The organism is Stenotrophomonas sp. STEN022 (genome assembly GCF_056760155.1).
The window spans coordinates 1-12,869 of the sequence record NZ_JBRREG010000048.1 but is presented as its reverse complement, the minus strand read 5'-3'; the positions used below and the strand labels follow the sequence as shown (position 1 = coordinate 12,869).

At 64.8% G+C, this 12,869-nt stretch carries 10 protein-coding genes and 1 pseudogene; 6 read left to right on the top strand and 5 right to left on the bottom strand.

Annotated elements, in window-relative coordinates; genetic code table 11:
* Positions 1–28: 28 nt before the first annotated feature.
* Positions 29–502 carry a DUF3574 domain-containing protein gene (locus tag ACVOMF_RS11570; protein ID WP_481509425.1) on the bottom strand — a complete coding sequence of 158 codons (474 nt, stop codon included), beginning with the start codon at positions 500–502 and terminating at the stop codon, positions 29–31.
* Between the two features lie 205 nt (positions 503–707).
* Between ACVOMF_RS11570 and ACVOMF_RS11565 the strand changes: the two genes are divergently transcribed.
* From ACVOMF_RS11565 to otsA, 5 genes and pseudogenes are all read left to right on the top strand, one after another.
* On the top strand, positions 708–3,140 hold the full coding sequence (locus tag ACVOMF_RS11565) for a TonB-dependent receptor plug domain-containing protein (RefSeq protein ID WP_481509424.1): 2,433 nt from the start codon (positions 708–710) through the stop codon (positions 3,138–3,140).
* A gap of 262 nt (positions 3,141–3,402) precedes the next feature.
* A complete protein-coding gene (locus ACVOMF_RS11560; RefSeq protein WP_481509423.1) occupies positions 3,403–4,734 on the top strand; it encodes an OmpA family protein in 1,332 nt (443 codons plus the stop codon).
* 214 nt (positions 4,735–4,948) lie between these two features.
* Positions 4,949–5,695 carry a trehalose-phosphatase gene (gene otsB / locus ACVOMF_RS11555; RefSeq protein ID WP_481509422.1) on the top strand — a complete coding sequence of 249 codons (747 nt, stop codon included), beginning with the start codon at positions 4,949–4,951 and terminating at the stop codon, positions 5,693–5,695.
* A 27-nt stretch (positions 5,696–5,722) separates the two neighbouring features.
* A pseudogene (locus ACVOMF_RS11550) lies at positions 5,723–7,528 on the top strand (glycoside hydrolase family 15 protein); the annotation flags it as partial.
* Entirely contained in the window at positions 7,525–8,892 is a 1,368-nt protein-coding gene (gene otsA, locus ACVOMF_RS11545) for an alpha,alpha-trehalose-phosphate synthase (UDP-forming) (RefSeq protein WP_481509421.1), read from the top strand. The pseudogene ACVOMF_RS11550 and the gene otsA, both read left to right, overlap by 4 nt.
* Before the next feature lie 160 nt (positions 8,893–9,052).
* Here the strand turns inward: otsA and ACVOMF_RS11540 are convergent, their stop codons facing one another.
* Genes ACVOMF_RS11540 through rluD form a run of 4 tightly spaced genes read right to left on the bottom strand, consistent with a single transcriptional unit; the run spans position 9,053 to position 11,751 of the window.
* Positions 9,053–9,454, bottom strand: a complete 402-nt coding sequence (locus tag ACVOMF_RS11540; protein WP_481509420.1) for a thiol-disulfide oxidoreductase DCC family protein — start codon at positions 9,452–9,454, stop codon at positions 9,053–9,055.
* Positions 9,447–9,986 carry a DUF4166 domain-containing protein gene (locus tag ACVOMF_RS11535; RefSeq protein ID WP_481509419.1) on the bottom strand — a complete coding sequence of 180 codons (540 nt, stop codon included), beginning with the start codon at positions 9,984–9,986 and terminating at the stop codon, positions 9,447–9,449. Before ACVOMF_RS11535 ends, ACVOMF_RS11540 begins: the two co-directional genes overlap by 8 nt.
* Positions 9,983–10,762, bottom strand: a complete 780-nt coding sequence (pgeF, locus tag ACVOMF_RS11530) for a peptidoglycan editing factor PgeF (protein WP_481509418.1) — start codon at positions 10,760–10,762, stop codon at positions 9,983–9,985. Before pgeF ends, ACVOMF_RS11535 begins: the two co-directional genes overlap by 4 nt.
* Positions 10,762–11,751 carry a 23S rRNA pseudouridine(1911/1915/1917) synthase RluD gene (gene rluD / locus ACVOMF_RS11525; protein ID WP_296252647.1) on the bottom strand — a complete coding sequence of 330 codons (990 nt, stop codon included), beginning with the start codon at positions 11,749–11,751 and terminating at the stop codon, positions 10,762–10,764. The genes pgeF and rluD overlap by 1 nt, the downstream gene beginning before the upstream one ends.
* 117 nt (positions 11,752–11,868) lie before the next feature.
* On the opposite strand from rluD, the gene ACVOMF_RS11520 reads away from it, so the two are divergent.
* Entirely contained in the window at positions 11,869–12,753 is an 885-nt protein-coding gene (locus ACVOMF_RS11520; RefSeq protein WP_481509417.1) for an outer membrane protein assembly factor BamD, read from the top strand.
* Positions 12,754–12,869: the final 116 nt, after the last annotated feature.

The window sequence follows — 12,869 nt, the reverse complement described above, 5'->3', positions numbered from 1 at the left end:
GCCCGCAGGCTAGCCGATCCAGTGCGGATCAGAACGAAACCTCGACCGGCTGCCGCGACCACAGCACCGACTGGTGCCTGGTGGCCTGCTTCCACGCCAGGCGGATGGCTTCGATGTCGTTACGGCGCTGCGCGCTGTCCTCGTGCAGGATCACCAGCACCTTGGTGCGCAGCCGGTTGGGCTCGGGTGCGCCGCGGAACAGCCACTGGCCGTAGGCATCGAACACGGTCAGGCCATCGGGGAAGCGCGGGGTGACTTCCTTGTCGAGGAAGGCGCGCCACTGCGCCTCGCTGATCACATCGGTCTGCTCACGGGCCGATGGCCCGGTTTCCTCGCCAACGCCGAAATACAGCTCGCTGCGCACCCAGCCACCGGCCTCGGCAGGTCGCGCGGCATCGCCGTGCAGCTGGGCGCTGGGCGCGGTTTCGGCTGCAGGCGGAGCGGCGTGGGCACTGGCGGCAACGGCAAACAACAAGGGCAACAGGACAGCGTGCAACTTCATGGAAAACCTCCGGGCAGGAACGACACGGTGGCATCCAAGGCACCGCAGGGGATATCGCGTTTGGTTATCAGCCAATTGCCAGCAGGACTTGCATCCAGGCCGCCGTTAACGCGAAGATAATATATCGCTTCATCCGGATGGATGTAAGTCTTGACGTCAACTACATCCCTCCCCCGCCCTTCCCCATTGTATTTCCGGAGTTCCCATGTCCCGCCCCACCTCGGCCCCGCTCGGCCTGGCCATCGCGCTGGCGCTGTCTTCCCCCGCTTTTGCCCAGGACGCCCAGCAAGCCACCAATCTGGACACGGTAATCGTCACCGGCACCCGCGCCGTGGACCGCACCGTGCTGGAATCCACCTCACCGGTGGACGTGCTCAGCGCCGAGGACATCCGCAAGGCCGGCGTGGTCAACGGCGAGCTGGGCAGCGCACTGCAGGCGCTGCTGCCCTCGTTCAACTTCCCGCGCCAGTCCAACTCCGGCGGTGCCGACCACATCCGCGCCGCCCAGCTGCGTGGCCTGTCGCCCGACCACGTACTGGTGCTGATCAACGGCAAGCGCCGCCACAACAGCGCCCTGGTCAACACCGACAGCAAGATCGGCAAGGGCACCACGCCAGTCGATTTCAATGCCATCCCGGTCAGCGCGATCAAGCGCATCGAGGTGCTGCGTGACGGCGCCGGCGCGCTGTATGGCTCCGATGCGGTGGCCGGCGTGATCAACGTGATCCTCGACGACGCGCCGGAAGGCGGCGCCATCGAAGCCAGCTTCGGCGCGCACCACACCGACCTCAAGCCGATCGACCGCACCCTGACCGATGGCCAGACCAGCTACTTCAGCGCCAAGGTCGGCACCGCGCTGAGCGACGACGGCGGCTTCCTGCGCGTTGGCCTGGAGCTGAAGAACCGCGAAGCGACCAATCGCGCCGGTTTCGACCAGATCCCGCCGTGGGAAGCGCAGACCCCGGACAATCTGGCCCTGGCCGGCAAGCGCAATTACTCGCTGGGCGATGGCTCCAGCAAGGATCTCAACGCCTGGTTCAATGCCGAAATCCCGTTCGGCGTCGCCTCCAAGGCCTATGCCTTCGGCACCTACAACCAGCGCGATACCGAAGGCGCCAATTACTTCCGTTACCCGGACGGCGAAGCCAACTGGAAGGAGCTGTATCCGAACGGCTACCGCCCGATCTCCGAAGGCGAGAACCTGGACGTGCAGCTGGTGGCCGGTGCCCGTGGCGAACTCGGCGACTGGAACTACGATGCAAGCCTCGACCATGGCCGCAACGAGTTCACCTATCGCCTGCGCAACTCGCTCAACGCCTCGCTTGGCCCGACCAGCCCGACCAGCTTCAAGACCGCCGATTTCAGCTTCGCCCAGACCGTGGCCAACCTGGATTTCGGCCGCATCTTCGTGCGCGCCAATGACACCCACAGCCTCGGCTTCGGCATCGAAGGCCGTCACGAGCGCTATGAAACCGGCGCCGGCAACCCGGCCAGCTATGCCGCGGGCCCGTATACCGACCGGCCGACCGGCTCGCAGGCCGGCGGTGGCCTGACCCCGCAGGACGAGGCCGATCTGTCGCGCGATGTGATCAGTGCCTACACCAGCCTGTCCTCGACCTTCGGCGAGAAGTTCTCCACCGATATCGCCGCACGCTACGAGCACTACGAGGACTTCGGCGGCGAACTGACCGGCAAGATCGGTGCGCGCTATGCATTCGCGCCGGCGTTCGCGCTGCGTGGTTCGGTCTCCAACAACTTCCACGCGCCGTCGCTGAGCCAGATCGGCTACGAATCCACTTCGACCGGCTATACCGCTGGTGGCCAGCTGGTGCAGGGCCGCCTGTTGTCGGTGAACAATCCGATCGCACGCGCCTTGGGCGCAAGCGACCTGAAGCCGGAGAAGTCGATCAACTACAGCCTCGGCTTCACCAGCCAGATCGGTAGCCATTTCGACCTGTCGCTGGACCTGTTCCAGATCGATATCGATGACCGTATCGCACTGTCGGAAAGCATCACCGGCGATGCACTGACCGATTTCGTGCAGCAGCAGTTCGGCATCGCTGGGCTGGAAAGCGCGCACTACTTCGTCAACGCCGCCGATACCCGCACCCGCGGCGCCGAGTTCGTCGGCAACTGGCGGCAATCACTGGGTGATGGCGAGCTGCTGTTGACCGGCACCTGGAGCTACGCCAAGACCGAGTTGAAGAACGTCGTCGCCACGCCCTCGCAGTTGCTGGCACTGAACCCGGACTACGTGCTGTTCGGCGTGGAGGAGAGCAATACGCTGACCGACGCCGCACCGCGCACCCGCGCGCAGTTCGCCGCCAGCTGGGCCAATGACAGCTGGTCGTTGAGCAGCCGCGTCAGCCGTCATGGCAGCGTCAAGCGCGTCTTCGATTTTGGTGGCGGCTATGTTCCAACCCAGACTTACCAGGCCGAGTGGCAGCTGGATGCGGAAGTCGAGTACCGCATTACGCCGCAGTGGAGCGTGGCTGTTGGCGGGCAGAACCTGACCGACAACTACCCGGACAAGTCGAACGAGGACATCTACTACTTCGGCAACCTGCCGTATGACGTGTTGTCGCCAATTGGCAGCAATGGTGCGTATTGGTACGGGCGGGTGCGGCTTACCTTCTGATTGGGGTGCGAGGGGAGAGAGATTTCTTGTTAGAAGCTCCCCCACACCCCAACCCCTCTCCCGCGCGCGGGAGAGGGGCTAGTGCACTAGCAGCCGACGCGATCCGAGCCCCTCTCCCGTCTGCGGGAGAGGGGTTGGGGTGAGGGGAAGCTCTTAGCTAATGCCCCCCAAAACCCCCGAATTCATCCAGCTTTAACAGCGCTGGGCGCTCCTTACGCCTGCCGGCACATTCCAGCCCGGTTCATCCCTTGCGGAGGCGTATATGTTCGAGTCGTTGATTCGCGAAGCGGCCAGCCGCTTTCATCTCGGCGACAATGCAGGGCGCCTCGTGCGCCAGCTTGTCGATGTCATTTTCGATCCCGCCAACGGCGGCTTCGCCGGCCTGCAGAAACGCTTTACCGATGCAGGCCACGACGGCCTGTTCTCGTCGTGGATAGGTACCTCGCCTGGCGACAACGCGCTGCAACCGGACCAGTTCAGCGCCGGCTTCGGCCAGAACCTGGCCAGCGGCATTGCCAGCAAGCTCGGCATTCCAGCAGCGGCAGTGAATATGGCCGGTGCATGGTTGCTGCCGAAGATCGTCGGCCAACTCACCCCGGGCGGCAAGATCCCCTCTTCCCGCCCAGCCGACTACGAGCGCTGGTTTGGTACCAGCACACCTACTGCCGGCTATAGCGGCGGTGGCACCGTTGCCAGCAAACCATCCGGCGGCTTCTGGAAATGGCTGCTTCCACTGATTCTGCTGCTTGCGGCGTTCCTGTTGTTCCGCAGCTGCAAGAAGGAAGAAGCCGTCGCACCAGCGCCGATGCAACCGGCCACCACCATGCAACCTGCAGCACCAGTTGCACAAGCCAATCCACGCTTTGGCTTCGAGAACGTGGACGGCAAAGTCACGGTCAGCGGCCAGGTTGCCAGCGAGGCCGACAAGACCCGCCTATGGGATGCCCTGAAAGCCAACTTCGGTGAAGGCAATCTGTCGGGCAACATCACCGTAGATCCTGCAACCCTGCCAGCTGGTTGGCTCGACAAGCTGATCGCCGCACTGCCCGAATTGAAAGCCAAGGGTCTGAAGTTCGGTTTCGATGGTGACAAGCTCAACATCGATACCAGCGGCATGTCCGAAGCCGATCGTTTCACCGTAAGCGACAAGCTGCGCAGCCTGTTCGGCGGCTTCGAGATCAGCGGCTTGTGGGACCGTGCGGCGGCGGCACTATCAGGACTCAAAGCCGGCTTCAGCGGCGATGATCTGGTCAAAGCCCTGAACCTGATGAACATCTACTTCGACACTGGCTCGGCCACCATCACCCGCGACAGTCTGGAGACACTGACCAGCGCGGCGAATGCGATCAAGCAGGCACCTGCAGGCACGAAGATCGAAGTCGGCGGCCATACCGATAACACCGGTGATGCTGCTGCAAACGTGACCTTGAGCCAGCAACGTGCGGATGCGGTGGTTGCCAAGCTGGCCGAGCTTGGCGTTGCTGCCGGTACGCTCAGTGCCAAGGGCTACGGCCAGGAAAAACCGCGTGCCAGCAATGACACTGACGAAGGACGTGCGCAGAACCGCCGGATCGAGTTTGCGGTTACCAAGTGATGTTGTGGATTGGGTGAAGACCAGAAGCTTGCCCTCACCCCAATCCCTCTCCCGCTTGCGGGAGAGGGGCTCGCATCGCGCGCACTCGTAGTGCACTAGCCCCTCTCCCGTTCGTCGGTAGAGGGGTTGGGGTGAGGGCGCTCTGGAAACACGTACAGCAAGCCCCCAGCCCCAAATGACCTTCCTGTAACAACCGATACGGCATAGTGGCCGCATGCTTGATGACCTACAGCGACCGCCCCCTCCGGCGCTGGCAGATGACGACGCACTGTTTCTCGACGTAGACGGCACCTTGCTCGCCTTTGCCGACCACCCGGACAAGGTGGCGCCCGCCCCGTCCCTGCTCACGCTGCTGGCCAGCGTGCAGCAACGTCTCGGCGGCGCGCTGGCGCTGCTCAGTGGCCGCCCTGTCAGCCAACTGCAGGCCATGTTCGCGCCGCTGCGCCTGCCCATCGCCGGCCTGCATGGCGCGCAACTGCTCACTTCTGTCGATGCAGAACCCGCCCAGACAGACACCGCAGCTTGGCTGCACGCATTGCACCAGCGCGCGATGCAGCTGGCGCATGCCCACCCCGGCGTGATGATCGAGAACAAGGGCCAGGCACTGGCCCTGCACTGGCGCAACGCGCCGGATGCTGGCGCGGCCGTGATCGCATTCGCCAACGCACAACTACCGCAGCTCCATGACGTGCGCCTGCAACCCGGCAACCACGTGATCGAGTTCATCGGCAGCGGCCACGACAAGGGCCGCGCCCTGCAGCAACTGATGCAAAACCCGCCTTTCCAAGGCCGGCGCCCGGTCTTCATCGGCGACGACCTGACCGACGAGCACGGCTTCCACGCCGCGCAGCAACTCGACGGCATTGGCGTACTTGTCGGCCAGCGCAACGAAAGCGTGGCCGTTGCAGCACTGCCCGACATCACCGCCGTACACGCTTGGCTGCGCGCAGCCATTACCTGACCCACCCGGAGGAAACAGCGACGCCACTGGCGCTCGCACAGCAAGGAGAACGCAATGCAAGACGCCACCCTCGACCTTGGCGTAGTTGGCAATGGCAGTTTCGGCGCACTGATCGATAAGCAGGCGCGTGTGGTCTGGAGCTGCCTGCCCAGCTTCGATGGTGATCCGGCCTTCTGTGCCCTGCTCGGCCCCAACCAGCACCCCGGCGGTGACTTCGGCATCGAGCTGGAGGACTTCCTCGACAGCGAGCAGTCCTACCTCAGCAATACCGCGATCCTGCGCACCGTGCTGCGCGACACACATGGCGGCGCGGTGGAGATCATCGATTTCGCCCCGCGCTGGCGCCAGAACGATCGCTTCTACCGGCCCGTCAGCCTGATCCGCCAGGTCACCCCGCTATCCGGCAACCCGCGCATCATCGTGCGCGCACGGCCGCTTGCAGATTGGGGCGCGCGCCAACCGGAAACCACCTGGGGCAGCAATCACATCCGCTGGCTGTTGCCGGATCTGGTGCTACGCCTGACCACCGACGTTCCAGTGCGCTTCGTCCGCGATGCCCTGCCCTTCGTGCTCAATCATCGCGTGCATCTGGTGCTGGGCGTGGACGAATCGCTGAACCGATCGCTCAGCGGCTACGTACAGGAAGCCACGCAGCGCACACGCGACTACTGGCGCGAATGGGTGCGCTACCTGTCGGTGCCGCTGGATTGGCAGGACGCGGTGATCCGCAGCGCCATCACCTTGAAGCTGTGCCAGTACGAAGACAGCGGCGCCATCATCGCGGCGATGACCACCTCCATCCCGGAAGCACCTGGCAGCAGCCGCAACTGGGACTACCGCTACTGCTGGCTGCGCGATGCCGCCTTCGTGGTGCGCGCGCTCAACCGGCTCGGCGCGACCCGCACCATGGAGCAGTTCCTGGGCTACATCTTCAACCTGGCCAGCACCGACGGCAGCCTGCAGCCGCTGTACGGCATCGGCTTCGAGGCCAAGCTCGACGAGGAGGAAGTCGCCTCGTTGTCCGGCTATTGCGGTATGGGCCCGGTACGCCGCGGCAACCTGGCCTGGGTGCAGCGCCAGCACGATGTCTACGGCAGCGTGGTGCTGGCCTCCACCCAGCTGTTCTTCGACCAGCGTCTGCAGGACCCGGGTGACGCGCATACCTTCGCGCGCCTCGAGCCGCTTGGTGAACAGGCGTTTGCGCTGCACGACGTACCCGATGCCGGCCTGTGGGAATTCCGTGGCCGTACCGAAGTCCATACCTACACCAGCGCGATGTGCTGGGCGGCCTGTGACCGGCTGTCCAAGATCGCAACCCGCTTGAAGCTCGATGGCCGCGCCGTCTACTGGCGCGAACGGGCCAACCAGATCCACGCGCGGATCATGCACGAAAGCTGGAATGAGCAGCTTGGTCACTTCACCGATACCTTTGGTGGTCATCGGCTGGATGCTTCCTTGTTGCTGCTGGCCGACATCGGCTTCATCGATGCCAAGGACGCGCGCTTCATCGCCACGGTCGAGGCCATCGGCCGCGATCTGAAGCATGGCAATGCCCTGTACCGCTATATCGCGCCGGATGATTTCGGCACACCGGAAACCAGCTTCACCATCTGCACCTTCTGGTACATAGATGCATTGGCAGCGATCGGGCGGATGGACGAAGCGCGCGAGATGTTCGAAATACTGCTGCAGCAGCGCAATCACCTGGGCCTGCTATCCGAAGACCTAGCCTTCGATGGCAAGGCCTGGGGTAATTTCCCGCAAACCTACTCGCATGTGGGCTTGGTGATCGCCGCGATGCGCTTGTCGCGCAGCTGGCAGGAGGCGTCGTGAGCCGACTGGTGGTGGTCTCCAACCGCGTGGCATTACCTGGCGAAAACCGCGCTGGCGGACTGGCGACCGGCCTGCTGGCGGCACTCAGCGAACGTGGCGGGTTGTGGTTTGGCTGGAGTGGACGCAGCGTCAGTGTCGATAGCGGCGCCCTGCACAAAGCACAGGACGGGCCAATCCGCTACTTGACGATGGACCTGTCCAAAACTGACCTGGACAACTACTACAACGGCTTCGCCAATCGCGCTTTGTGGCCGCTGCTGCATTTCCGTTTGGACCTGGTCGACTACGACCGGCGCAAGCGCGAAGGCTATTGGAAGGTAAACAGACTGTTTGCCGATACGCTGGCTCCACTGCTGCGCGACGACGATACGGTGTGGATCCACGACTACCACCTGATCCCATTGGCGGCGTTGCTGCGCGAGCGTGGCATCGCCTGCAGGATCGGCTTCTTCCTGCATGTGCCGGTTCCCTCAGCTGACCTCATCCAAGCCCTGCCCGACCACCGCTCACTGTTCTCGGCGTTGTATTCGTACGACCTGCTCGGCTTCCAGACCCGCCGTGACGTGGACCGCTTCCAGTCCTATGTGCGTCTGTTCGGCGGCGGCACGTTGATCGACAGCGACTGGATCAAGGCACCCGATGGTCGCCGCGTGCGCACCTCCGCATTCCCGATCGGTATCGATACCGAGCACATCGCCCGGCAGGCCCGCAGCGCGGCCAGCAACAAGCCGGTGCGCGGCCTGCGGCAGAGCCTGCAGCACCGCAAGCTGGCAATCGGCGTGGACCGGCTGGATTACTCCAAGGGCCTGCCGGACCGTTTCCACGGCTTTGAACGATACCTGCAGCGCTATCCGCAGCAGAAAGGCGATATGACCTTCCTGCAGATCGCGCCGGTATCCCGTGGCAGCGTCAACGAGTACCGCAAGCTGCGTGGCGATCTGGAGCGTCTGGCCGGGCATATCAACGGCGGCCATGCCGAAGCCGATTGGACACCGCTGCGCTACGTCAACCAGAACTACGCACACAGCACGCTGACCGGTTTCTACCGGCAGGCGGCAGTCGGCTTGGTAACGCCGCTGCGCGACGGCATGAACCTGGTCGCCAAGGAGTACATCGCTGCGCAGGACCCCGAGAACCCGGGCATGTTGGTGTTGTCGCTATTGGCTGGCGCGGCGGATGAATTGAAGCAGGCGCTGCTGGTCAATCCGCACGATCTGGATGGTGTTGCCGATGCGATAGCGACGGCTGCAAACATGCCGCGGGCAGAGCGGATCGAGCGCTGGCGGGCGATGATGGAGCATCTGCGCGCGCATGATATCCATCGTTGGCGGCGGGATTATCTGGGGGCGTTGGAGGGGGTTTAGGGCTGGAGCGGAGGCAAGAGCCTGCCCTCACCCCAACCCCTCTCCCGTAAACGGGAGAGGGGCTAAGATCGCGTCGGCTGCACGTGCATTAGCCCCTCTCCCGTTTACGGGAGAGGGGTTGGGGTGAGGGGAAGCTCCTAGCTAGCAGAACCCACCCCACTCAATCCAAAAACCGCCCGCGCTGCTCCGCTGTCGGCAGAAAACAGCTGTCATGCCGCCCGAACCAGCGGTACCGATTCCGCGCCAGCCAGCGATACGCAGGGTCCCGCACAGAGGCCGGCAACACCCGCGCAAGCCAGGCCACGCGCCAAGCCCCACCCAATCCGGTCACCACCCGCAGGATCGCGTCTGTATCGGTGTAAGCAACACCATCAGAGACCAGCAGGAACGACAAAGGATCGTCCGGATCCAGCCCGTGCGCAGCCAACAGCGCCCGCCCCTGCCCACCCTGCATGGCCGCGAACCGGTAGCGACCGACCCGATCGAACCGCAGCAGGAAACGCACCCAGCGGCTGCACAACGCGCAGACGCCATCAAACACGATCACCGCCGGCTCAGCCACGCGCTTCCTCCGGCAACAGCCACCCTTCGTACCGGATCAGCCGCCCGATCAGCGGCATCGACACATCCACCAGGAATTCATAGCGCCCGGTCTGCTCACGCTCGCGGCAATGCACCTGCGCGAACCAGCGGGTCGGTAACGGCAACACACCGAATGCCCAGACACGTTCCGCCCGCCACAGGATCTGGCCAGCCTCTTCGCGCAATCCGAAACGGAAGCGCACCGCGCCAAGCTGCTCGAACAGCCGCCCTTCGCGTTGCCACAGGCGCGATGCCATGCGCGCGGCGCCGAATTTCCGGTTCCAGCACTCTCCGCCGGCATCAACCACGAACTCCACCGTCACCGGCACGCTGGAGGTTGGCGGCAGCCGCGCCAGCCACGCGCAGGGCGCGACCAGCCAATGGCTACCGCGCAGCACTTCACCCTGCCCGCTCCAGCGCTGATGCGAGGGGATCGAATGCAGCGCACGCACCTGCGGGGCCAGCTGCTCGAACGCTGGGCCCAGCACCTGTGCGAACAGCGGCGCGCTCAAGGCTCCATCCACACCAGGGTGGCGATACGGCCGCTGCGTTGATCGCGCCGGTGCGAGAACCAGCGCTGCGGGTCGGCCATGGTGCACAGGTCGCCGCCGTGGATCGCGGACGACTGCATGCCTGCGGCCACCAGCCGCTGCCGTGCCAGCCCAGGCAGGTCTACCTTCCAATGACCGGGCCGGGTGGCCACGAAATGACCCTCAGCGGCGCTGGAATGCGCCAGGAAGGCCTCGCGCACGTCCACGCCGACCTCGTACAGGGCGGGACCGGCCGCAGGCCCTATCCATGCTACCAGCGCCTCAGCGGGCGTCTGCATGGCGGCCAAGGTGTTCTCCAGCATGCCGCGCGCCAATCCGCCCCAGCCAGCATGGGCGGCCGCCACTTCACTGCCGTCGCGGGCGGCAAACACCACTGGCAGGCAGTCTGCGGTAAGGATGGCCAGCACCACGCCCGGCACCGAGGTCACCGACGCATCGGCGGTTGGCTCAGCGTCCAGCCCCTGCGCCTGCGGTGGCGCGTCGAAACGCAGCGCCACGCTGCTGTGCACCTGGCGCAGCCAGTGCGCTGCCGACGGCAGTTTGGCCAGTTGCTGCAGTTCGTCGCGGTTGCGCTGCACCTGGGCCGGATCGTCGCCATCGGCGGCGGTCCGGTTGCCCAGGTTGAAACTGTCGAACGGGGGCTGCGAGCCGCCGGCGCCATGACGCATCGTGGTGAAGGCCCGCACCCGCGGAGGCGCAGGCCAGTCAGCCAGCCACAGCGGGCTCGCCTCCGCCATTACCAGCGGCCCCGCTCGCGCTCGGCGAAAGCCTTGGAGTCCTCGCGCAGTGCCTTCATCAGCGCCAGCAGATCGGCCGGAACCGGCGCCGTGTTGCTGATCGTCTCGCCGGTGATCGGGTGCTGGAATTCCAGCGTCTCGGCGTGCAGGGCCTGGCGCTTGAAGCCGCGCAGTGCCGCGACCAGCTCGTCGGTGGCGCCCTTGGGCAGCTTCAGCGAGCCGCCGTACAGCGGGTCACCGACGATGGCGTGCTTAAGGTGCGCCATGTGCACGCGGATCTGGTGGGTACGGCCGGTTTCCAGGCGGCATTCCAGCGCGGTGTGGGCGCGGAAGCGCTCGCGCAGGCGGTAATGGGTCACCGCTTCCTTGCCGTCCTCGCGCACGCCCATCTTCAGGCGGTCGCGTGCATGGCGGTCGATCGGGGCATCGGCGGTGCCGCCGGAGACCAGCGCACCGACCACCACCGCCAGGTACTGGCGATGCACTTCACGCGCCGACAGCTGCTCGACCAGCGCGGTCTGCGCCTGCACGGTACGGGCCACCACCATGACGCCGCTGGTGTCCTTGTCCAGGCGGTGGACCACGCCGGCGCGCGGCACCTTGGCGATCTCCGGGTCACGGAACAGCAGCGCGTTGAGCAGGGTGCCGCTGGGGTTGCCGGCGCCGGGGTGGACCACCAGGCCGGCCGGCTTGTCGATAACGAACACATGTTCGTCCTCGTACAGGACCGACAAGGGGATGTCCTCCGGCAGGGCATGGACTTCGACTTCGAGCACTGCATTCAGGGTGGCAATTTCGCCACCGCGGACCGGGTCGCGCGGGCGCACGGGCTCGCCATCAAGCAGAACTGCGCCGGATTTGATCCATTCGGTCAGGCGCGAACGGGAGAATTCGGGGAACAATTCGGCCAGGACCGCGTCGAAGCGACGACCGGCGGCGGAATCGGGAACCTGCGCGTGGCGCGGGCTGGAAGAGGTGTTCTCGGACATGGGCAAAGACCGGCTAAAGACGAAATTATGGGGTCCAGGCGACAACAGTCAGTCGCAGGACAGGCCACTAGGCTATCATCGCCCCTTCGTATTCCTGCCGCGTCCTGCCCTGAACCCATGATCCGACGCTCTTCGCTGCTGTCCGCGCCCGTCCGCCTCACCGCCCTGTTGCTGGTTTTGGTCTTCGTCGCCACTGGCTGCCACCGCGGCGCCAAGAAGGACGCCGACGAAGGCGCGCCGGTCGAACAACTGTTTGAAAAGAGCCACAAGCTGATGGAGGGCGGCAACTGGTCCGGCGCCGAAACCAGCTTCAAGCGCCTGATTGCGCAGTATCCGTACGGCCCGTACACCGAGCAGGCGATGATCGAAAGCGCTTATGCCCAGTACAAGGCCGGCAAGAACGATGACGCCGTGTCGAGCATCGACCGCTTCATCCGTACCTACCCGACCCACCGCAACATCGCGTACCTGTACTACCTGCGCGGTCTTGCCAACGGCAATCGCGATACGGTTTTCCTGCGCCGCGTATGGTCGCTGGACCCGAGCCGCCGTGATCTGTCGACCCCGCGCCAAGCCTATGCCGATTTCAACATCGTCACCGAGCGCTACCCGAACAGCCGCTATGCCGCCGATGCGCGCCAGCGCATGGTCGAACTGCGCGACGTGTTCGCCCAGCATGAGCTGGACGATGCCCTGTACTACGCCCGCCGTGGCGCCTGGGTGTCCGTGGTTGGCCGTGCCAACTACCTGCTGGAAACCTACCCGCAGAGCGCCTTCCAGTACGACGCAGTCGCGCTGCTCGGCGAGGCCTACACCAACCTGGGCAACAAAACCCTGGCCGACGACGCCCGCCGCGTGCTTGAGCTGAACCAGCCGGAGCATCCGTGGCTGGCCGGCAACTGGCCGAAGTACCCGTGGATGATCCGCAAGCTGAACCCGTTCGCGGGTGAACGCTCGGTGGCCACCGGCCAGAGCAATGCCACGATGAACCGCGGCAAGTAAGCTGCTGCGATACTGCTGGTGATTGGAAAGGGGCCTATGGGCCCCTTTCCTGTTTTTGGGGTTTGGTTTTGGGCCTGCTTCGGCCCTACCCCTTTGGGTTTGTTTGGGGCTTGCTT

What these genes read in the sequence shown, in the direction of transcription:
- ACVOMF_RS11565 (WP_481509424.1), top strand. Translation starts at nt 708, where the DNA reads ATGTCCCGCCCCACCTCGGCCCCGCTCGGCCTGGCCATCGCGCTGGCG.
- pgeF (WP_481509418.1), bottom strand. Translation starts at nt 10,762, where the DNA reads ATGGCGGAGGCGAGCCCGCTGTGGCTGGCTGACTGGCCTGCGCCTCCG.
- ACVOMF_RS11560 (WP_481509423.1), top strand. Translation starts at nt 3,403, where the DNA reads ATGTTCGAGTCGTTGATTCGCGAAGCGGCCAGCCGCTTTCATCTCGGC.
- ACVOMF_RS11570 (WP_481509425.1), bottom strand. Translation starts at nt 502, where the DNA reads ATGAAGTTGCACGCTGTCCTGTTGCCCTTGTTGTTTGCCGTTGCCGCC.
- otsB (WP_481509422.1), top strand. Translation starts at nt 4,949, where the DNA reads ATGCTTGATGACCTACAGCGACCGCCCCCTCCGGCGCTGGCAGATGAC.
- ACVOMF_RS11520 (WP_481509417.1), top strand. Translation starts at nt 11,869, where the DNA reads ATGATCCGACGCTCTTCGCTGCTGTCCGCGCCCGTCCGCCTCACCGCC.
- rluD (WP_296252647.1), bottom strand. Translation starts at nt 11,751, where the DNA reads ATGTCCGAGAACACCTCTTCCAGCCCGCGCCACGCGCAGGTTCCCGAT.